Source organism: Kribbella sandramycini, from assembly GCF_013131805.1.
GTDB lineage: Bacteria > Actinomycetota > Actinomycetes > Propionibacteriales > Kribbellaceae > Kribbella > Kribbella sandramycini.
This window is the reverse complement of record NZ_JABJRC010000001.1, coordinates 754,958-773,475: the sequence shown is the minus strand read 5'-3', so window position 1 is coordinate 773,475 and position 18,518 is coordinate 754,958. Positions and strand designations below refer to the sequence as shown.

The 18,518-nt window shown below is 68.9% G+C and carries 20 protein-coding genes; 15 read left to right on the top strand and 5 right to left on the bottom strand.

Annotated elements, in window-relative coordinates:
* Positions 1-41 precede the first annotated feature (41 nt).
* The 4 genes from HPO96_RS03375 to manD are packed head-to-tail and all read left to right on the top strand — an operon-like array spanning position 42 to position 4,093.
* Positions 42-1,193, top strand: coding sequence for an extracellular solute-binding protein (locus HPO96_RS03375; protein WP_202885475.1), 1,152 nt, complete (start codon positions 42-44; stop codon positions 1,191-1,193).
* The gene (locus tag HPO96_RS03370; RefSeq protein WP_171670884.1) at positions 1,193-2,065 is read left to right on the top strand and encodes a carbohydrate ABC transporter permease; all 873 of its coding nucleotides are present in this window, start codon (positions 1,193-1,195) and stop codon (positions 2,063-2,065) included. Before HPO96_RS03375 ends, HPO96_RS03370 begins: the two co-directional genes overlap by 1 nt.
* Positions 2,062-2,859 carry a carbohydrate ABC transporter permease gene (locus HPO96_RS03365; RefSeq protein WP_337796494.1) on the top strand — a complete coding sequence of 266 codons (798 nt, stop codon included), beginning with the start codon at positions 2,062-2,064 and terminating at the stop codon, positions 2,857-2,859. The genes HPO96_RS03370 and HPO96_RS03365 overlap by 4 nt, the downstream gene beginning before the upstream one ends.
* 28 nt (positions 2,860-2,887) lie before the next feature.
* Entirely contained in the window at positions 2,888-4,093 is a 1,206-nt protein-coding gene (gene manD, locus HPO96_RS03360; protein ID WP_171670883.1) for a D-mannonate dehydratase ManD, read from the top strand.
* Positions 4,094-4,114: 21 nt separating this feature from the next.
* Here manD and HPO96_RS03355 read toward each other — a convergent pair whose 3' ends face one another.
* Entirely contained in the window at positions 4,115-4,423 is a 309-nt protein-coding gene (locus HPO96_RS03355; protein WP_171670881.1) for a DUF6703 family protein, read from the bottom strand.
* A 60-nt stretch (positions 4,424-4,483) separates the two neighbouring features.
* On the opposite strand from HPO96_RS03355, the gene HPO96_RS03350 reads away from it, so the two are divergent.
* The 5 genes from HPO96_RS03350 (at position 4,484) to dusB (ending at position 8,979) form a co-directional block, all read left to right on the top strand.
* On the top strand, positions 4,484-5,350 hold the full coding sequence (locus tag HPO96_RS03350; RefSeq protein WP_171670880.1) for a PhzF family phenazine biosynthesis protein: 867 nt from the start codon (positions 4,484-4,486) through the stop codon (positions 5,348-5,350).
* A gap of 5 nt (positions 5,351-5,355) precedes the next feature.
* Entirely contained in the window at positions 5,356-5,643 is a 288-nt protein-coding gene (locus tag HPO96_RS03345; protein WP_171670878.1) for an antibiotic biosynthesis monooxygenase, read from the top strand.
* Between the two features lie 144 nt (positions 5,644-5,787).
* Complete coding sequence (locus HPO96_RS03340; protein WP_171670876.1) at positions 5,788-7,173, top strand: glycine--tRNA ligase; 1,386 nt, start codon at positions 5,788-5,790, stop codon at positions 7,171-7,173.
* A gap of 1 nt (position 7,174) precedes the next feature.
* Positions 7,175-7,855: a hypothetical protein gene (locus tag HPO96_RS03335; RefSeq protein ID WP_171670875.1), complete on the top strand. Its 681-nt coding sequence runs from the start codon at positions 7,175-7,177 to the stop codon at positions 7,853-7,855.
* 2 nt (positions 7,856-7,857) lie between these two features.
* Positions 7,858-8,979 (top strand): tRNA dihydrouridine synthase DusB, encoded by a 1,122-nt coding sequence (gene dusB / locus HPO96_RS03330; protein WP_171670873.1) that lies wholly within the window; start codon positions 7,858-7,860, stop codon positions 8,977-8,979.
* 311 nt (positions 8,980-9,290) lie between these two features.
* Here the strand turns inward: dusB and HPO96_RS03325 are convergent, their stop codons facing one another.
* The 4 genes from HPO96_RS03325 to HPO96_RS03310 are packed head-to-tail and all read right to left on the bottom strand — an operon-like array spanning position 9,291 to position 11,928.
* Complete coding sequence (locus HPO96_RS03325) at positions 9,291-10,079, bottom strand: phosphotransferase (protein ID WP_171670871.1); 789 nt, start codon at positions 10,077-10,079, stop codon at positions 9,291-9,293.
* Between the two features lie 18 nt (positions 10,080-10,097).
* The gene (locus HPO96_RS03320; RefSeq protein WP_171670870.1) at positions 10,098-10,481 is read right to left on the bottom strand and encodes a TIGR03618 family F420-dependent PPOX class oxidoreductase; all 384 of its coding nucleotides are present in this window, start codon (positions 10,479-10,481) and stop codon (positions 10,098-10,100) included.
* A 9-nt stretch (positions 10,482-10,490) separates the two neighbouring features.
* A complete protein-coding gene (locus tag HPO96_RS03315) occupies positions 10,491-11,093 on the bottom strand; it encodes a dihydrofolate reductase family protein (protein ID WP_171670868.1) in 603 nt (200 codons plus the stop codon).
* Between the two features lie 10 nt (positions 11,094-11,103).
* Positions 11,104-11,928, bottom strand: a complete 825-nt coding sequence (locus HPO96_RS03310) for a DUF6597 domain-containing transcriptional factor (protein ID WP_171670866.1) — start codon at positions 11,926-11,928, stop codon at positions 11,104-11,106.
* Positions 11,929-12,057: 129 nt separating this feature from the next.
* On the opposite strand from HPO96_RS03310, the gene HPO96_RS03305 reads away from it, so the two are divergent.
* The 6 genes from HPO96_RS03305 to HPO96_RS03280 are packed head-to-tail and all read left to right on the top strand — an operon-like array spanning position 12,058 to position 18,518.
* Positions 12,058-13,413, top strand: a complete 1,356-nt coding sequence (locus HPO96_RS03305) for a MarR family transcriptional regulator (RefSeq protein ID WP_202885474.1) — start codon at positions 12,058-12,060, stop codon at positions 13,411-13,413.
* Entirely contained in the window at positions 13,386-14,714 is a 1,329-nt protein-coding gene (locus HPO96_RS03300; RefSeq protein ID WP_171670865.1) for an extracellular solute-binding protein, read from the top strand. The genes HPO96_RS03305 and HPO96_RS03300 overlap by 28 nt, the downstream gene beginning before the upstream one ends.
* 1 nt (position 14,715) lies before the next feature.
* Positions 14,716-15,621 carry an ABC transporter permease subunit gene (locus HPO96_RS03295; RefSeq protein ID WP_171670863.1) on the top strand — a complete coding sequence of 302 codons (906 nt, stop codon included), beginning with the start codon at positions 14,716-14,718 and terminating at the stop codon, positions 15,619-15,621.
* Positions 15,618-16,511 carry a carbohydrate ABC transporter permease gene (locus HPO96_RS03290; protein WP_238354685.1) on the top strand — a complete coding sequence of 298 codons (894 nt, stop codon included), beginning with the start codon at positions 15,618-15,620 and terminating at the stop codon, positions 16,509-16,511. The genes HPO96_RS03295 and HPO96_RS03290 overlap by 4 nt, the downstream gene beginning before the upstream one ends.
* Positions 16,512-16,515: 4 nt before the next feature.
* The gene (locus HPO96_RS03285; RefSeq protein WP_171670860.1) at positions 16,516-17,604 is read left to right on the top strand and encodes an ABC transporter ATP-binding protein; all 1,089 of its coding nucleotides are present in this window, start codon (positions 16,516-16,518) and stop codon (positions 17,602-17,604) included.
* Positions 17,601-18,518: an acetylxylan esterase gene (locus HPO96_RS03280; RefSeq protein WP_171670858.1), complete on the top strand. Its 918-nt coding sequence runs from the start codon at positions 17,601-17,603 to the stop codon at positions 18,516-18,518. Before HPO96_RS03285 ends, HPO96_RS03280 begins: the two co-directional genes overlap by 4 nt.

Below are 18,518 nucleotides of genomic sequence, written 5' to 3'. Positions count from 1 at the left end.
CTTCGGCGAGTACGCCGTTGCGGGTGGCGGCGGTGAATCATGTGTGGACTCGGGCGGTGCGGGAGCGGTTGGGGGAGTTCGAGGAGCGGGTGCGGCGGCGGGTTTCGATGTCGCTGCTGACGGGGGATCAGCTGTCGAGCAGTTACAACGTGAAGCTGAATGCTTCGGCGACGGATATCGACGTGATGATGGTGCGGCCGTTGCAGGAGCAGTTGTTGTTCGCGCACAACAACTGGCTGGCCGATCTGAGTGATCGGGTGCAGGAGCCGGCGTTCGGGTGGGCGGACTTTCAGGCGCCGCCGCGGGAGGCTTCGACCACCGGCGGGCGGGTGCTGAGTGTGCCGGTGGTGACGGAGCGGCCGGTGCTCTACTACCGCAAAGATCTGGTGCCGACCCCGCCGAAAACCCTTGCGGAGTTGAAGAGTGCGGCCGAGCGGCTGACGGATCGCAACTCCGGGCGATTCGGGTATGTGGGGCGTGGGCAGCGCAGCGGCGCGGTGACGCAGTGGTCGAGTTTCCTGTACTCGTACGGCGGGGACTTCACCACCGACGGCCGCTCCGCGATCGCGACCCCGGAGGCGATCGCCGCGTACGAGTACTACGGCGAGCTGCTCGGCCGATCCGGCCCGCCGGGCGCGACGAATATGAGCCTCGAGCAGGCGATGCCGATCTTCGCGCAGGGGAAAGCGGCCTTCTACATCGACGCCGACGCGATCTACACCGGCCTGGTCGACCCGAAGGTCTCCGCCGTCGGCAAGACGATCGGGTACGCGCCGTTCCCGACCGGCCCGGCCGGCTCCAAGCCGTACAACATCCCCTCCTGGAGTCTCGGCATCAACCGGTTCTCCAAACTCCAGGACGACGCCTGGGAGTTCATCCGCTGGGCGGCCGGCGTCCAGTTGGTCACCGCGCTGCAGACCGCGGGCATCCCCGGCGCCCGCGCGTCCGTCTGGGCCAACCCGGCGGCCGCCGCCGGGTTCCCGCCCGAGCTGGCCGCGGCGATGCAGGTGAACGCGCGCAACGGCGTCGGCCACGACCGGCCGGAGGTGCTTCAGGTCGGCCGCGCCCGCGACATCGTCGGCCGGCCGCTGGTCTCCGCCGTCCTGCAGGAGCAGGTCGCGCCGGTCGCGCGCGATGCGGACGCCGAGTTCAACGACTTCCTCGTCCGCGACAACCGCCACCGGGAGTCCTGATGGCCAACCGGCACCTGAAATGGCTGATGCTGTCACCGGCGCTGCTCTTCGTCGGCGCGATGATCATCTTCCCGTTGCTCTTCACGCTCAACCTGAGCGCCACCGACGCGTTCGGCGCGGTGAACGCCGGCGCCGACCACATCGGCCTGCGGAACTTCGCCGACGCGTTCGGCGACCACCGCCGCTTCTGGCCGGCCGTCTGGCGAACGATCGGCTTCACCGTCAGCGCCGTCCTGCTGGAGACAATCTTCGGCCTCGCGCTCGCGATGCTGATGCGCCGGGCCTTCCGCGGGATCCGCTGGGTCAGAACGATCCTGATCATCCCGCTGCTCGCGACCCCGGTCGCGATCGGCATCCTCTGGCTGCTCATCCTCGACCCGACCACCGGGATCGCGAATCACCTGCTCGGCGCGCTCGGCGTGCCGCCGCAGGAGTTCCTCGGCTCGGTCCGCGCGTCCCTGCCCACGCTGGTGCTGATCGACGTCTGGCAATGGACGCCGATGATGACGCTGCTGCTCCTGGCCGGCCTGTCGACCCTCTCGGAGGAGCCCGAGGAGGCCGCGAGTATGGATGGCGCCAACGCCTGGCAACGCTTCCGGTACGTCGTCCTCCCGATGCTCGGCCCGACGCTGACCACCGCGCTCGTGCTGCGCGCGGTCGACGGGCTGAAGACCTTCGACATCATCTACGCGACCAAGGGCGCCGGCGGCGGCTCGTCGTTCGAGGCCGAGACGCTGAACGTCTACGCCTACGGGCTCACCTTCGACTACCAGGAGTACGGCCTGGCCGCGGCGGTGCTGGTGTTGTTCACCCTGTTCATCATCGGCGTGGTCCTGGTGCTGCGCCGCCGATCGGCCCGGAGCGCAGCGTGAAGACACTTCGTGGAGTGGCGATCACCGTCGTCGCGCTGTTCTTCAGCCTGCCGATCGTCTGGATGTTCGCCGCCGCCTTCAAAACCAACGTGCAGGTCACCGATCCGTCGGTCGGCCTGATCTTCGAACCCACGCTGGACAACTTCCGCGCCGTGCTGGCCGACGAGCGGATCCTGCCCTCGATGGTGAACTCGCTGATCGTCGGCGTCACCTCGACGGTGCTGTCCGCGATCATCGCCGTCCCGGCGGCCTGGGCGGTCGGCCGGTTCCGGATGCACCGGGCCGGCTCGCTGGTGCTGGTCGCGCGGATCGTGCCGGCCATCTCGCTGCTCGTGCCCTGGTACTACCTGTTCGCGCAGGCCGGGCTCGTCGGCAGCTACACCGTGCTGATCCTGAGCCACATGTTCGTCTCGGTGCCGTTGATCCTCTGGATCATGATCGGCTTCTTCGAAGGCCTGCCGATCGAGCTCGAGGAGGCCGCCCGCGTCGACGGGCTGAGCGCGTTCGGCGCGTTCCGCCGGATCGCGCTGCCGCTCGCCGCACCGGGGACGGCGACGGCGTCCGTACTGGCCTTCGTCGCCAGCTGGAACAACTTCATGTTCGCGCTGATCCTGTCCGACGAGCACACGATGACCGTGCCGGTCGCGCTGTTCTCGTTCATCTCCTACGCCGGCACCGACTGGGGCGGCCTGATGGCGGCCTCGACCGTGATGACGATCCCGGTCGTCGCGGTCGCCGTCCTCGCCCAGAAACATCTCGTCGCCGGCCTGACCGCCGGCGCCACCAAGGGCTGACCCCCTCCGACCAGGAAGAGCTGCAGATATGAAGATCGTCGACGCGTCCGTCGTCGTCGCCAGCCCGGGCCGCAACTTCGTCACCTTGCGGATCACCACCGACGACGGCGTCACCGGCCTCGGGGACGCGACACTCAACGGCCGCGAGCTGGCCGTGGTCAGCTACCTGCGCGACCATGTCGCGCCGCTGCTGATCGGCCTCGACCCGCACCGGATCGAAGACACCTGGCAGCTGCTCTACCGCGGCGCCTACTGGCGGCGCGGCCCGGTCACCATGGCCGCGATCGCCGCCGTCGACGTCGCGCTCTGGGACATCAAGGCCAAAGTCGCCAACCTGCCGCTCTACCAGCTGCTCGGCGGCGCCAGCCGGGAGCGCGTCCGCACCTATGGGCACGCCAACGGCCGTGATCTGCCGGAGCTGTTCGAGTCGGTCCGCGAGCGGCTCGACCAGGGCTACAAGTCGATCCGGATCCAGACCGGCGTGCCAGGGCTGAAACGCGTGTACGGCGTCCACGGCGAGCCGGAGGTGACGCCGGACGGGCATCCGCGTCCACTCGTCGAAGACTGGGACACCGCGGCGTACCTGCGCCACATCCCGACCGTCTTCGAAGCAGTGCGAAGCGAGTTCGGCGCGGAGCTGCCGCTCCTGCACGACGCGCACCACCGGCTCAGCCCGCAGCAGGCGGCGCGCCTGGGTAAGGATCTGGAGCCTTACGACCTGTTCTGGCTCGAAGACTGCACCCCCGCCGAGAACCAGGAGGGCCTGCGCCTGGTCCGCAGTCACACCACGACGCCGCTCGCGATCGGCGAGGTCTTCAACACGATCCACGACTTCCGCACGCTCGTGAACGAGCAGCTGATCGACTACGTCCGCGCCGCGGTCACGCACTTCGGTGGTGTCTCACCGCTGAAGAAGCTGTTCGACTTCGCCGCCCAGCAGCAGATCAAGACCGCGATCCACGGGCCGGAGGACATCTCCCCGGTCGGGATGGCGGCCGCGATCCACCTCGACCTGGCGATCCACAACTTCGGCATCCAGGAGTATGCCGGGTACACCGCCGCGACCGAGGAGGTGTTCCGGCACGCGTTCACCTTCGACGACGGTTACCTGCACCCGGGGGAGGCCCCCGGGATCGGCGTCGAGCTGGACGACGAGCTGGCCGCCGCGTATCCGTACGTACCGGCGTACCTGCCGGTCAACCGGCTCGCCGACGGCACCGTCCACGACTGGTGATCGGGCCCCGGGGCGCCGGCGTCAGGCGCCGGCGATCCGGGAAACCGCGAACAGCAGGATGACCAGGATCGAGAACACCCGGAGGAACTTGGCGCCACCGGCGACCGCGGGCCAGGACAGGAACGCCAGCCAGCCCAGCACGAGCGCCAGCAGGATCAGTGCCGGGATACCGACCGGGACCGGAGCGAAGACTCCGACGATGGCCAGGACGAACGTGATCGCGGGCAGGGTCAGCTTCGGGGCCGCGTGCAGCCGCGCGACGTACGGGTAGCTGATCTTGGTGATCCGCTGCCGCAGCGGGCTCACCGGCTGACTGCTGGAGGAACTCATACCGCCATTGTTCCAGGTTCTAGGGTGGTGAGATCCGGAGGTGATGGAGGTTGGCGGCCGATGCAGCCGAGGGTTGAGCTGGTGCGGGTGTTCCCCGAGGGGCCGGCCGGTGGGAATCCGGCGCCGATCGTGCTCGATGCGGCCGGGATGAGCGACGCCCAGATGCAGGCGGTGGCTCGGTCCTCGGGGCATGAGAGTGGGTTCGTGGTCCCGGCGTCCGCAGCGTCCGGAGCTGACTTCGGGCTGCGGTTCTGGGTGCCTAACCATGAGATGTCGATGTGTGGCCATGCCACGGTCGGGGCGGTCTGGTTGCTGGACCGCGAAGGGCTGCTACCGCGCGACGACGTCCGGATCGAGACGCTGAGCGGGTTGGTGGCGGCCCGAGTCGTGGGACGGCAGGTGGAGGTTTCGCAGCCGGCCGGGGTGGTCGAGGCGGTGCCGGACGACGTCGCGGCCGCGGTCGCCGGCGTCCTCGGGATCACCGCGGCCGAGCTGGCTGCACCGCTGCAGAACGCAAGGACGAGCCGGGTGAAGACGCTGGTGCCGCTGGCGAGTGTCGAGGCGCTGGACGGGCTCCAGCCGGACTTCGGCCGGGTGGAGGCCGTCTGTGCCGCGCTCGGCTCGACCGGGCTGTACCCGTACGCCGTCGGCGACGCCGCCGGGCAGGTCTTTCACGCACGGCAGTTCCCGCGGTCGTCGGGCTACCCGGAGGACGCCGCGACCGGGATCGCTGCCGCCGCGTTGTGTTTCGGCCTGCTGGAGCAGGGCCGGGTGCGCGCCGACGAGACGCCGATTCACGTTCGCCAAGGGCAGGCGATGGGCAGCCCGTCCCGGATCTCGCTGCGCTTCCGGCTGAGTGGGGAGCAGGTCGACGGCATCTGGCTGGGTGGCCGCGTCGAGCTGGCAGCGGGCGACGCCGTACGCTGACAGGCGTGTTCGTGGTGATCAGGTTCCGGGTTTCCGAGGCGGAGCAGGCGGAGTTCGCAGTCCGATTGGACGCGGCGGTCGAGGTGCTCAGCCGGCAGAAGGGTTTCGTCGCGGCCCGCACCGGCCGCAACGTCGACGATCCCGAGCTGCTCGCGCTGAACCTGGAGTTCGAGAACGTCGGCAGCTACCGGCGCGCGCTGTCGCCGTACGAGGTGAAGCTGACGGCGGTTCCGCTGCTGTCGCAGGCAATCGACGAGCCCACGGCGTACGAGAGCCCAGGGCGTGGCTGGTAACTCCCCGCCTACTGCGCTGTGCTCGCTACGGCGCGGAGTTACCACCCACACCCCTCGCGTCGCGCTGATGCGACTTTGACCACCTTCGCCGGTTAGCCTGGACCTTTCCGTACCTCATCCTGTGCCCGTTTCTGGAGTTCAAAAGTGCCCGTGGAAACCGTCGATGCCGTCGTCAGCCTCAGTAAGCGGAGGGGCTTCGTCTATCCGTGCGGCGAGATCTACGGCGGTACCAAGTCGGCCTGGGACTACGGGCCCCTCGGCGTCGAGCTGAAGAACAACATCCGCACCCAGTGGTGGCGGACGATGGTGACGAGCCGGGACGACGTCGTCGGGCTGGACTCCTCGGTCATCCTGCCGACCAAGGTCTGGGAGGCCTCCGGCCACCTGTCCGAGTTCGTCGACCCGCTGACCGAGTGCCAGTCGTGTCACAAGCGGTTCCGCGACGACCACCTCCGGGAGGACTTCGCCCGCCGCAAGGGCAAGAACGCCGACACCGTCGAGCTGGCCGAGATCGCCTGCCCGAACTGCGGGAACAAGGGCACCTTCACCCCGCCGCGGATGTTCAACGGGCTGCTCAAGACCTACCTCGGCCCGGTCGAGTCCGAGGAGGGGCTGCACTACCTGCGGCCCGAGACAGCGCAGGGCATCTTCGTGAACTTCGCGAACGTGATGGGCACCGCGCGGAAGAAGCCGCCGTTCGGGATCGCCCAGGTCGGCAAGAGCTTCCGCAACGAGATCACCCCGGGCAACTTCATCTTCCGCACCCGCGAGTTCGAGCAGATGGAGATGGAGTTCTTCGTCGCGCCCGGCGCCGACGAGGAGTGGCACGAGTACTGGCTGAAGGCCCGCTGGGACTGGTACGTCGGCCTCGGCCTGAACCCGGACAACATGCGGTTCTACGAGCACCCGAAGGAGAAGCTGAGCCACTACTCGAAGCGCACCGTCGACATCGAGTACAAGTTCAACTTCGGCGGTAAGGAGTTCGACGAGCTCGAGGGCATCGCGAATCGGACCGACTTCGACCTGTCCACGCACTCCAAGCACTCCGGCGCCGACCTGTCCTATTTCGACCAGGAGAAGGGCGAGCGCTGGACGCCGTACGTCATCGAGCCCGCGGCCGGGCTGACCCGGAACGTGCTCGCCTTCCTGCTCGACGCCTACACCGAGGACGAGGCGCCGAACGCGAAGGGCGGCGTCGACAAGCGGACCGTGCTGCGCTTCGACCCGCGGATCGCGCCGGTCAAGGCCGCCGTCCTGCCGCTGTCGCGGAACGCCGACCTCTCGCCGAAGGCCAAGGACCTCGCGCAGGAGCTGCGGAAGAACTGGAACGTCGACTTCGACGATGCCGGCGCGATCGGACGCCGCTACCGCCGCCAGGACGAGATCGGCACCCCGTTCTGCATCACCGTCGACTTCGACACCCTCGAGGACCACGCGGTCACGATCCGCGAGCGGGACTCGATGAAGCAGGAGCGCGTCGCGCTCAGCGAGGTCACCGGCTACCTCGCCCAGGCTCTGGTCGGCTGCTGACATGAAGCTGCTCAGGGGCGATCGACTCCGGTTCGGGCTGGCGGTCTTCGGGCTGTCGGCCCTGGCCGTCTTCGTGCTGGCCGGCTGCTCGGACACCGCGCCCGAATCCGGTAACAGCCCGTCCGCCCCGAGCAGCTCCGGCCCGTCGTCCGCGCCGATCCCGACCGCGTCGACACCGACGCTGAAGCCGCTGCCGAAGCCGACCAAGCCGTTCCCGACCCCGGCCGTCACCGGCGCCCCGGAGTCCGACGCCCCGCTGGCCGACCGGATCCGCTTCGCGATCGCCAAGCAGACCCAGGTCACCGCCGGCAAGGCGGCCAGGACCACGGTCAACTGCCCGGGGATCGACACCGCCGACAAACCCGGTGACCACACGCTGAAGTGCACGGTCACCTACGCCGGGCAGCCGTTCACCGGCACCCTCACCGTCAACGCCCAGCCGTACACCGCGACGTACAAGTTCACCTCCGAGAACGTTGCCGTCGTCAAGGAAAAGGTCGTCGACGCCGTCCTCCGCGCCGTCCCCGACGCGGCCACGATCACCTGCACGATGCAGCCGGTCGCCGTCGTCCCGTCCACCGGCGACGGCATCCGCTGCGACGTCACCACCACCGCGAACGCCGTCACCCCCTACAACGCCCGGATTTCCGGCGACGGCAAGATCCTCGTCGCAAAGGCCTGACCATGTTGAAGCTCGGAAACCTGACGATCGAGACGCCGGTGGTGCTTGCGCCGATGGCCGGTATCACGAATGCGGCGTACCGGCGGTTGTGTGCCGAGCAGGGCGCGGGGCTGTATGTCTGCGAGATGATCACGTCGCGGGGGATTGTCGAGGGCGATCAGAAGTCGCTGGACATGCTCACGTTCGACGAGCGCGAGACGGTGCGGTCGGTGCAGTTGTACGGGGTGGACCCGGTGTACATCGGGAAGGCCGTGCAGGTGCTGTGTGATCAGTACGGCGTCGCCCACATCGACCTCAACTTCGGGTGCCCGGTGCCGAAGGTGACGCGGAAGGGCGGCGGCGGGGCGCTGCCCTGGAAGCGCAATCTGCTCGGCGCGATCCTGCAGGCGGCCGTCGGGGCCGCGGCGCCGTACGGGATTCCGGTGACGATGAAGACCCGGATCGGGATCGACCGGGATCACCAGACCTATCTCGACGCCGGCCGGATCGCGGAGGAGTCGGGGGCGGCGGCGATCGGCCTGCACGGCCGGACCGTCGCGCAGGCGTACTCCGGTCAGGCGGACTGGACGACGATCGCCGCGCTGGTCGACCACGTGAACATCCCGGTGCTCGGCAACGGCGATATCTGGGAGGCGGGGGACGCGCTGCGGATGGTCGAGGAGACCGGCTGCGCGGGGGTCATCGTCGGTCGCGGCTGCCTCGGCCGGCCCTGGCTCTTCCGCGACCTGGCCGTCGCCTTCGCCGGCGGCGAGGCGCTCAACCTCCCCACTCTCGGCGAGGTCGCCACCGTCATGCGCCGCCACGGCGAACTCCTGGCCGGCCTGATGGGGGAGCAGCGCGGCCTGCGCGACTTCCGCAAACACGTCCCCTGGTACCTCAAAGGCTTCCCCGCCGGCGGCGAACTCCGCGCCGCCCTCGGCATGGTCGACACCCTCGCCCACCTGGACGACCTACTCGCCCAACTCGACCCCGCCATCCCCTTCCCCACCGCCGAACTAGGCGCCCCCCGCGGCCGCCAAGGCAGCCCCCGCGACCGCGTCATCCTTCCGCACGGCTGGCTGGACAACACCGACGGCCTCACCGAAGACCTCGCCGACGCCGAAATCGGCATCTCCGGCGGCTAACCCCCGGCACCTGCCCCACCCCGCCGGCCCGGCGGCTGACCGTCTCTCCGGAGGTTGCGCACCCGCTCCGCCTCCCCGGGCCGGTGACGACCTCGCCTTCCCTGCCCGGCCTCGCGTTCCCAGCGGCGCCCGCCTCGCTGGCGGCTGCCCCCACCCCCGCCTCCGCGGAGGCTGACCTACCTCCGCCTCTGCGGCGGCTGCCCCACCCACCGCACCTCTGCGGTTGGGGGCGGACCGCCGGCACTCACCAACCTCTTCTGTGGCGGCCCGCAGCTGGTTGGTTGAGCGTGGGGGTGGGGGACTGTGCGTAGTTAGTGAGTGGTGGCGGTTCGTAGGTCGGCGGTCCATTCGGCGGCGAGGGTCATGCCGTTGGGGAGTTGGTCGCCTACTTCCCAGCGCCAGGTGATGACCATGGCGAGCATCAGCAGGCGGCTGTCGTGGAGGACTGCGAGGTCGGCGTCTGGGTAGTGGGCGGCGACTGGGGCGGGGGCGTGGGCCAGGTCGAACTCGACAGGGCCGTGGCACATGGTTTCGAGGTCGATGAAGAGCGGGCCCTCGGGGGTGGCGAGGAGGTTGCCGGGGTGGGGTTCGCCGTGCAGGAGTTGGGTGGGGCCGGCGATGGCCGCGCTGCGCTCTCGCAGCGTGGTCAGGAGCAGGGCGCGGTCGGCGTCGGAGACTTCCGGGGTCAGCGCGCGGTCCATGAGCTTGGCTTCCGCTTCGCGGACCCGATCCCGGACATGCGGCGCGGGGACGTCGGCCGCCCGCATCGCGGCATGCAGCCGGGCGAGCGCGTCGGCGTACTCGGCGGGCGCAATCGCTTGCTGGGTTGAGGTTTCGTAGTACTTCCACAGCGTGATCGCGAACCCGTCACGCTCGTGGACGACGTCCGACAGCGGCGGGACGACGGGGCCGCCGGCCAGCTGCCGGGCCAGCTCGAGCTCCAGCGGGAAGCCGTGTTCGCCGTCGAACGCGACCCGGGCGAGGACGTCGCCGAGCCGCACAATGATCTTGTTCGAGTTGCTCAGCAGCACGGCGTCGTCAGCCGTGCCGACGAGCGATTTGACGACGGCGGTCGCACGTTCGATATCCGGGGCATCCACCCCGGCACCGTAACAACCTCAGCCGATTCCCACCTTCTGATATTCGGGCTCGACGACGAAGACCACCCGGGCGTCGTCGCGCGGGTACGGCTCGTCGGTGTACTTCGCGGACAGCTCGTCGATGATCGCCCAGGCGTCGTCACCCTCGATCCGCTCGACCACCTGCCCCCGGAGCACGATCGGCTCCCACCACTTGCCGGCCGGCACGATCGACACGGCCACCCGCGGATCGGCCTGCAGGTTGCGCGCCTTGCGGGTGTTCGGCCCGGTGAAGAAGACGACCTGCTCACCCCGGGCCCCGATGTAGACCGGCGCGCTGTGCGGCGCGCCGTCCGGACCGACGGTCGCGAGATGGGCGAAGGACGCGGCGTCGAGAACGCTGCGGACGGCGGGATCAAGCATGACAACTCCTCATCGGACGACTGCGTAGCGAAGGTGGGTGACGCCTGGTGCGGGGATCGCCTCGATCAGCCGCAGGTCGATGTGCTCGGTCAGCTCCCGGAAGAGCGGATGGCCGCCGCCGAGCAGGATCGGCACCTGGTGCAGCACGAGCTCGTCGACCAGCCCGGCCTGCAGCGCGGACGTGGTCGCCCCGCCGCCCATAACACCGACATCCTTGCCATGGGCAAGCTTGAACGCGGCCTCCACAGCCGCCTCGATACTGTGCGCGAGCGTCTGCTCCGGCCCGACCTCCACCGGCTCGCGGCTCAGCACGACCAGCGGCGCCTTCGGGTGCGGGCTCCCGCCGCCGAAATGGCTGGAGTGCTCGTACGTCGTCCGTCCGCAGATCACCGCGCCGTCGCGCCCCGCGAGCTCGTCGAAGATCCGCGCACTCGGCGCGCTCAGCTTGAACCCCGGGCCGAACACCGCGCTCGGGGTGTCCCCGTCGAAGTACCAGTCGAACAACCGTCCCGCGTCCCCGAGCCCGCGCCCGAACTCGTCGGTGCCGGACGGCGTCCGCCCGCTGATGTACCCGTCGACCGAAACGGCCAGCGCCACCACGACTCTGCTCATGCGGCTGACCCTAGGCGCGCGCCACAGCGCGACTCTTGAACAAATCGCGCATCCCGGCCAGGAACGGCTCGTACGAACCGGCGTGATCATGCCCGCACGCACATCGGTCGAGGTCGGTGCCGAGCAGTTGCGTCGGCGTCAGCCCGGTCAACCGGACGCACTCCCGGCTGAGATGCGCCTGGTCGGCGTACCCGGCGTCGATCGCCAGGCCTGCGGTGCCGTCGAGGCCGCGGCGTCCGGAGGGCGCGACGCCGGCCTGGGCGAGCGCCAGGAAACCCTGGAAACGCAGGATGCGCTGCAGTACCTTGGGTGTGGTGCCGACGGTGTGCAGACAGCGGCGGCGCAGCTGACTCGCCGAGAGCGCGAGCCGGTTGGCGACAGCGTCGACAGTCGTCGGCTGCCACGGCATCAGTGCGACCGCCGCCGCACGGACCAGCGGATCGGGACCACTCCGAAATCGCTGCAGCAGCTGGGTTTGCAGCGCAGCCAGCGCGTACTCCGGTGTCGCGGGCAGTTCGTCGACCAACGTGTGCCCCCACACCTCCGCCAGCGGGAGACGCTGGTCGACCAGTTCATCGAGGGCGACGGGGAAGGGCGGCGCCGTCCCGGGGTGGAAGCGGATGCCGACGATCGTCGTCCGGGCGGGGATGAGTTCGAGGGCCGGGCCGGTCAGCGGGCCGAGCAGTTGCGGGCGGCCGCCGAGCGGGAAATGCAGCTCGACACCCCCGGTCGGGAGGTGCCGGTGCAGGTGGTCGGCGGGGCCGGTGCGCTGGATCCAGACCGTGCGGACGACGTCGCCCAGCCGCGGGTCGGGGAGGCGCTCGACGTAGTCCACTCGCGCAGTGTTTCCGGGAAATTACTTGTTGTCGATCCCTTGACCTGAGCGGGCCGTGCGAGGCACGTTGGTCGGCATCGGATTTACGAGTCACTTCCGAACATAGTTCGAAAATCAGCTCAGGCGAACATGGAGCGTAAAGCGTTGTCGATCGTGATCGGTGTCGTCACCCACTCGACGCACGGGAAGCTGTTCCGCGAGGCGGCCAGCACCCTGCGCGGAGTCGATCTGGAGTGGGTCAGCTACGACCACGAGGAGAACGTCCGCGAGAAGGTCGCGGAGTTTCTCGCCAACACTCGGCTGGACGGGTTCCTCGCCGGTCCGGTCCCGTACACGGAGAGCCGCGAGCTGCTCCCGCCCGGCCTTCCGGTCGGCGTCGTCCGGCCATCGGCCCTCGACCTGACACTCGCGCTCTACCGCGCCCAGCAACGCGGCTGGGGCCGGACGCCGGTCAGCATCGACACCTTCCCGGCCGAAGCAGTGGACGCCGTCCTCGACGCGCTGGAGCTCAACCGCGACGAGATCGCCAGCCTGCCGTACGCGCCGACCCAAACGGTCGAGGAGATCGTCGACTTCCACCGGACGGCGTACCGGCGGTTCGGCGATCGCGGGTACGTGATCAGCGTCCGCGCCGCCGTCCGCGAGCAGCTCGCGGGTGACGCGTTCGGGATCATGAGCGGGATGCCGGTGCCGGCCACCATCCGCACCGAGCTGCACGAGCTCGCGCTGCGGATCGAGTCCGACCGGGCGAGCGCGCAGCGGTTCGCGGCCGGGGTGTTCCTGGTCTCGCGGACCGCGGACGAGGAGCGGGCCCGGGTCGGCCTGATGAACCTGTTGCTGAACACCCCCGAGTTCGCGGGGGCGTGGATCGAGGACCGCGGCCGCCGCGGCGTCGTGGTCTTCGCGCACAAGGCGCTGTTCGAGCGGGTGACCCGGAACTGGGTCGCCGTCCCGGCGCTGGCCGAGGCCGGTACGGCGCTCGGCGCGCAGGTCGCGGCCGGATTCGGGGTCGGCGTCTCCGCCCGTAACTGCGTGCTGCTGGCCGAGCGGGCCGCGGCCCGGGCCGAGCAGGAGGACGAGCCGTGCGCCTACCTGATCGAGGACAGCGGCGTGATCATCGGCCCGATGGGCCCGAAGTCCACCGCCGATCGGGAGGCGCTCAGCTTCTCCTACCGCGAGCACGGCGACCACGTCGAGCGGCTCGCGAAATCCGTCGGTCTGAGCGCGGCCACCGTGTCGCGGCTGGCCGCCCTCGACCACGAGCTGGAAGGACGCGCGATCTCGCCTGGAGAGCTCGCCGACCGGCTCGGGATCACCGATCAGAGCGGCCGCCGCCTGATCCGCACCCTCGACGCCGGTGGCCTGGTCAGCGACGAGGGGACCGCGCAGCACCACCCGAAAGGACGCCCGACGCGTCTGTACCGGCTACGCATCGCCCAAGCCCTGAAGGGAACACCATGGAGCTCAACCGCCGCCAGGTCCTGAAGCTCGCCGGCCTCGGCGTCACCGCCACGGCCGTGCCCGGCGTCCTCGCCGCCTGCTCGAACGGCTCCGGCGGTGGCGCCGGGGACGGCAGTGTGAAGTTCGAGGGCTGGGACTACGAGGCCACTCTGGTCCAGCAGAACCTGGACAACTTCACCAAGACCAGCAACGTCAAGGTCAACTACACGCCGATCACCAGCGCGCAGTACGTGCAGAAGGTGGTCGCGGAGTTCACCGGCGGCGGCGGGCCGGACGCGCTCTACGTGTACGACGACTCACTCGCGGCCTGGGTCGAAGGCGAGTACCTGCAGCCGATCGACGGCCTGCCCGGCGTGGACGACGTGTACGCCGCGATCTTCCCCGGGAACGCCGAGGCGATGACGTACCAGGGCAAGCGCTACGGCCTGCCGTACTACACCGACTCGAACTGCCTGATCTACAACGCCGACATCCTCGCCAAAGCCGGGTTCAGCAAGCCGCCGGCCAGCCTGGAGGAGCTCGAGGCGCAGGCCGTGAAGATCAAGAGCATGGGTCTGCTGGAGTACCCGATCGGCCTGCCCGCCCAGCTCTCCGACACCTGGTGGGCCTGGGTGTGGGGCCTGGTCTACTCCAGCGGCGGGGACATGTTCGACGACCAGCAGGCGCCGATCATGAACACGACCGACACGGTCACCAAGGACGTCCTGACCTGGTTGCAGAACGCCGCGAACAAGTCGAAGGTGCTCGACCCGGCGTCCCTGCAACTGCTGCCGGTGCCGGTCGACAACGCGATGAAGGCGAACCGGTACGCGTTCACGATCGGCGCCCGGTACGCGCTGCGCGACTACAACGACCCGCAGAAGTCGAAGGCGGCCGGGAAGATGAAGATGGCCCTGGTGCCGAGCCTGGACGGCAAGGTGCACGGGACGATCAGCAACACCCGGATGTACGGCCTGGCCAAGGACACCGAGGTCAAGGACGACGCGTTCAAGCTGCTCACCTACCTCGGCGGTTTCGACGCGAGCAAGCAGCCGTACACGGCGAAGTTCTGGTTCCAGCAGCGCGGCCTCGGCTTCGCCTACAAGGAGCTGGCCAAGGACCCGGAGATCGTCGCGGCGCTGAAGAAGTTCGCCGATCCGGCGATCTACGCCCAGCTGGCCGAGATCGCCCGGCCGCGGAACGTCCTCGGCGTCGCCTGGTACACCGAGTTCGAGACCGAGATGCACAAGGTCGTGCAGGGCGTGCTGAGCAACCAGACGCAGCCGTCCGCCGCGGTCGCGAGTCTCGCGCAGACGGCCGGGACGCTGAAGAAGAAGTACAGCTGACGTGAGCGTCCTGACCGAACGCCGGCCGCTCGGCGACAACGCGAAGGCCTGGGCCCTGAACGCCCCGGCCATCGTGGTGATCTCCCTGCTGGTCGCCTACCCGATCGGCTACTCCTTCTACGTCAGCATGCAGCGCAACAACCTGAAACGCCCGCGGGCGAAACGCTTCATCGGCCTGGACAACTACAAGGCGCTGCTCAGCGACGACGCCTTCCTGTCCGCGCTCAAGGTCTCCGCGTTGTTCGTGCTCGTCGTCCTCGGCATGACGGTCGTGCTGGCCCTGCTCCTGGCCCTGGTCCTGAACGAGCGGTTCCGCGGTCGCGGCCTGCTGCTCAGCCTGGCTTTGTTGCCCTGGGCAATGCCCGGCGTCGTGAACGGCCTGATGTGGCGGACGATCTTCGACGCCAAGACCGGCGCCCTGAACGGCCTGCTCACCCAGCTCGGCCTGATCGACAGCTACCAGGCCTGGCTCACCTCCGGCACCGGCGCCTTCCTCTTCACCGCGCTCGCCCAGGTCTGGAACACGCTGCCGTTCTCGGTGATCATCCTCCTGGCCGGCCTGTCCACCATCCCCTCCGAGCTGTACGACGCCGCCACGGTCGACCGGGCCGGCGCCTTCCGCCGCTTCACCCAAGTCACCATCCCCTGGCTCCTGCACCCCCTCCTCATTGTCCTCATCCTCGAAACAATGAACGCCTTCCGCGCCTTCGACACCATCTACGTCCTCACCGGCGGCGGCCCCGGCGACGCCACCACCACCATCGCCCTCCTCGACGTCCAAACCGTCCTCACCTTCACCGACTTCGGCCTCGGCTCCGCCTACGCATGGGTCATCACCGCCATCACCCTCCTCATCTCGGTCGGCTACATCGGCCTCCTCTACCGGAAGGGAAATTTCGAAGTATGACGACCGTTGTGCAAGTTCCGCTCCGGTATCGGGTTCCGTTCAAGAAGATTGCGTTGTATGTGCTGGCGGTGGCGTTCGGGCTGTATCTGGTGTTGCCGTTCTACTGGATCGTGGCGATGAGTTTCATGCATGAGGCGGATGCGATTGCCGTGCCGCCGAGCTGGGTGCCGGTGCATCCGACGCTGGAGAACTATTTGGGGTTCGTGAATCCGGATGCGGCGCAGGAGCTGGTTGGTGGGCGGGCGGTGTCGGAGACGCCGTACTCGTTGCGGAACAGCTTGGTTGTTGCGACGGCGACTGCGCTGCTGAATCTGGTGCTGGCGACGTTCGCGGCGTACTCGTTCAGCCGGCTGAAGTTCCGGGGGAGTCAGGTGCTGCTGTTGCTGTATCTGCTGACCCGGATGGTGCCGGGGATCGCGATCATCATCCCGTTCTACTTGTTGATGCGGTCGTTCGGGCTGCTGGACACGTATCTGGCGCTGATCCTGTCGTACACGACGTTCGCGCTGCCGATCACGATCTGGATCCTGAAGGACTTCTTCCGGTCGGTGCCGAGGGAGCTCGAGGAGGCGGCGCGGGTGGATCGGTGCGGGTGGTTCCGGACGATGTGGTCGGTGTTCCTGCCGGTCGCGGCGCCGGGGCTGGTCGCGGCGGCGGTGTTCGCGTTCATGACCGCGTGGAACGAGTTCATGTTCGCGCTGTTCCTGACCAGTACGACGGCCGCGAAGACGATCCCGGTGGTGGCGGCGAACTTCGCCACCGACTTCAACACCCAGTTCACGGTGATGGCCGCGGCCGGTGTGCTCGCGGTCGTCCCGCCGCTCGTACTGGCGCTCCTCTTCCAGCGCAAGCTGGTGCAGGGGATGGCCGCCGGATCTGTGAAGGGCTGAGACGATGGCAGAAGTACGACTCGAGAACGTGACGAAGTCCTTCGGCGGCAAGACGGTCGTGGACGATCTGAACCTGACGATCCGCGACCAGGAGTTCCTGACGCTGGTCGGGCCGTCCGGCTGCGGGAAGTCGACCACGCTGCGGATGATCTGCGGGCTGGAGCGAGCGACCAGCGGCAACGTGTTCTTCGACGGGAAACCGGTCAGTTGGCTGCCGGCGAACAAACGCGATGTGGCGATGGTGTTCCAGAGCTACGCGCTCTACCCGCACAAGACCGTCCGGCAGAACATCGGGTTCGCGCTGAAGATGATGCGGGTGCCAAAGGCAACGATCGACGAGCAGGTGTTGGAGGCGGCCCGGACGCTCGACATCGAAGACCTGCTGGATCGCAAGCCGCGCGAGCTGTCCGGTGGCCAACGGCAACGAGTGGCCCTCGGCCGCGCGATCGTGCGCGATGCCGGCGCCTACCTGCTGGACGAGCCGCTGTCGAACCTGGACGCCCAGCTGCGGGTGCTGATGCGCGCGGAGATCAAGCGGCTGCATGTCGATGTGGCCCGGACGTTCATCTACGTCACCCACGACCAGGTCGAGGCGATGACGATGTCGGACCGGATCGCGGTGCTGCGCGACGGCGTCATCCAGCAGTGCGCGACGCCGGAGGAGATCTACGAGCGCCCGGCGAACCGGTTCGTCGCGTCGTTCATGGGGTCGCCGCCGATGAACTTCGTCACCGGTGCGCTGGCCGATGTGGACGGCGTCCGGATGTTCCGCAGTACGGCGCTCAGCCAGCCGATCGCCGTGTCCGACGGCCAGCCGGCGGACGTCGTCCTCGGCGTCCGCCCGGAGGACGTAGCGCTCTCGCCGACCCCGGTCGAGGGGTACCGGCAGGGGCGGGTGTTCGTGTCGGAGCCGCTCGGGCCTGATGTTCTGGTGACGGTGCGGATCGAGGACGAGTTGCTCAAGGCGCGCGTTCCTACCCCGTTCCGGCTCGGGCATGACGCGCCGGTCTACGTCGGGCTCAACCCTGAGCGGCTGCATCTGTTCAGCGCCGCCGACGGCACCGCGCTGCAAGCACCCCGGGACGCCGCATGAGAGACCTGGTCAACACGACGGTCGACGTCACCAGACCGGCGGATTTCGACGACTTCTGGGCTGCGGGGCTCGCGGCGTGCCCACCGCTCGATCCCGTCCTGACCGAGATGCCGACCCTGTCGACCGAGCGGGTGCGCGTGTACGACGTGTCGTACGTGAGTTACGGCGGTCTCCGCGTCTCGGCCTGGTACGCCGTCCCGCGGAGCGACGGGCCGTATCCGGGGCTGATCACGATCCCGGGGTACATCTCCGAGCCGACGATCCCGAAGGAGTGGGCCGAGCTGGGGTACGCCGCACTCGCGGTCGCCCCACGCGGGAAGCTCCGGTCGAACGCGGTCTTCGACCCCGGCTACCCGGGTCTGCTGACGCACAACATCGTCGACCACCACACCTACGGCTATCGCGGTTTCTACCTGGACGTCGTCCGTGCGGTCGACGTCCTGCTCGGGCGGCCGGAGGCCGACAGCGACCGGATCGGCCTGGCGGGGTCGAGCCAAGGCGGCGGGCTCGGGATCAGCACGGCGGCGCTGCGGCCGGAGGTGATCAAGGCCGTGGCCTGCGGCGCGCCGTACCTGTGCGGGATCATGACCGCGCCGACGCTGACCCGCTCGTATCCGTACGAGGAGATCAACGAGTATCTGCGGTTGCACCCGAGGGACGTCGATCGCGTCCGGGAGACGGTCGCGTACTACGACGGGCTCAACTTCGCGCCCGCGGTGCAGGCGCCGACGATGATCTACCTCGGTCTCGAGGACGACGTCTGCCCGCCGGAGACCGGATTCGCGCTGCACCGCGCGCTACCGGGGGAGAAGACGCTGCACACGTATCCGAACTGCGCGCATCACGCTGGGCTGCCCGGCGTCCTGCGCGTGGTCGAGGAGTTCCTGGCCGACCACCTGAAACCGGGGAGCTGA

Excerpts from the sequence above, each read along its gene's own strand:
- HPO96_RS03370 (WP_171670884.1), top strand. The coding sequence starts at position 1,193 with ATGGCCAACCGGCACCTGAAATGGCTGATGCTGTCACCGGCGCTGCTC.
- manD (WP_171670883.1), top strand. The coding sequence starts at position 2,888 with ATGAAGATCGTCGACGCGTCCGTCGTCGTCGCCAGCCCGGGCCGCAAC.
- HPO96_RS03355 (WP_171670881.1), bottom strand. The coding sequence starts at position 4,423 with ATGAGTTCCTCCAGCAGTCAGCCGGTGAGCCCGCTGCGGCAGCGGATC.
- HPO96_RS03350 (WP_171670880.1), top strand. The coding sequence starts at position 4,484 with ATGCAGCCGAGGGTTGAGCTGGTGCGGGTGTTCCCCGAGGGGCCGGCC.
- HPO96_RS03335 (WP_171670875.1), top strand. The coding sequence starts at position 7,175 with ATGAAGCTGCTCAGGGGCGATCGACTCCGGTTCGGGCTGGCGGTCTTC.
- dusB (WP_171670873.1), top strand. The coding sequence starts at position 7,858 with ATGTTGAAGCTCGGAAACCTGACGATCGAGACGCCGGTGGTGCTTGCG.
- HPO96_RS03320 (WP_171670870.1), bottom strand. The coding sequence starts at position 10,481 with ATGCTTGATCCCGCCGTCCGCAGCGTTCTCGACGCCGCGTCCTTCGCC.
- HPO96_RS03315 (WP_171670868.1), bottom strand. The coding sequence starts at position 11,093 with ATGAGCAGAGTCGTGGTGGCGCTGGCCGTTTCGGTCGACGGGTACATC.
- HPO96_RS03305 (WP_202885474.1), top strand. The coding sequence starts at position 12,058 with ATGGAGCGTAAAGCGTTGTCGATCGTGATCGGTGTCGTCACCCACTCG.
- HPO96_RS03300 (WP_171670865.1), top strand. The coding sequence starts at position 13,386 with ATGGAGCTCAACCGCCGCCAGGTCCTGAAGCTCGCCGGCCTCGGCGTC.
- HPO96_RS03290 (WP_238354685.1), top strand. The coding sequence starts at position 15,618 with ATGACGACCGTTGTGCAAGTTCCGCTCCGGTATCGGGTTCCGTTCAAG.
- HPO96_RS03285 (WP_171670860.1), top strand. The coding sequence starts at position 16,516 with ATGGCAGAAGTACGACTCGAGAACGTGACGAAGTCCTTCGGCGGCAAG.
- HPO96_RS03280 (WP_171670858.1), top strand. The coding sequence starts at position 17,601 with ATGAGAGACCTGGTCAACACGACGGTCGACGTCACCAGACCGGCGGAT.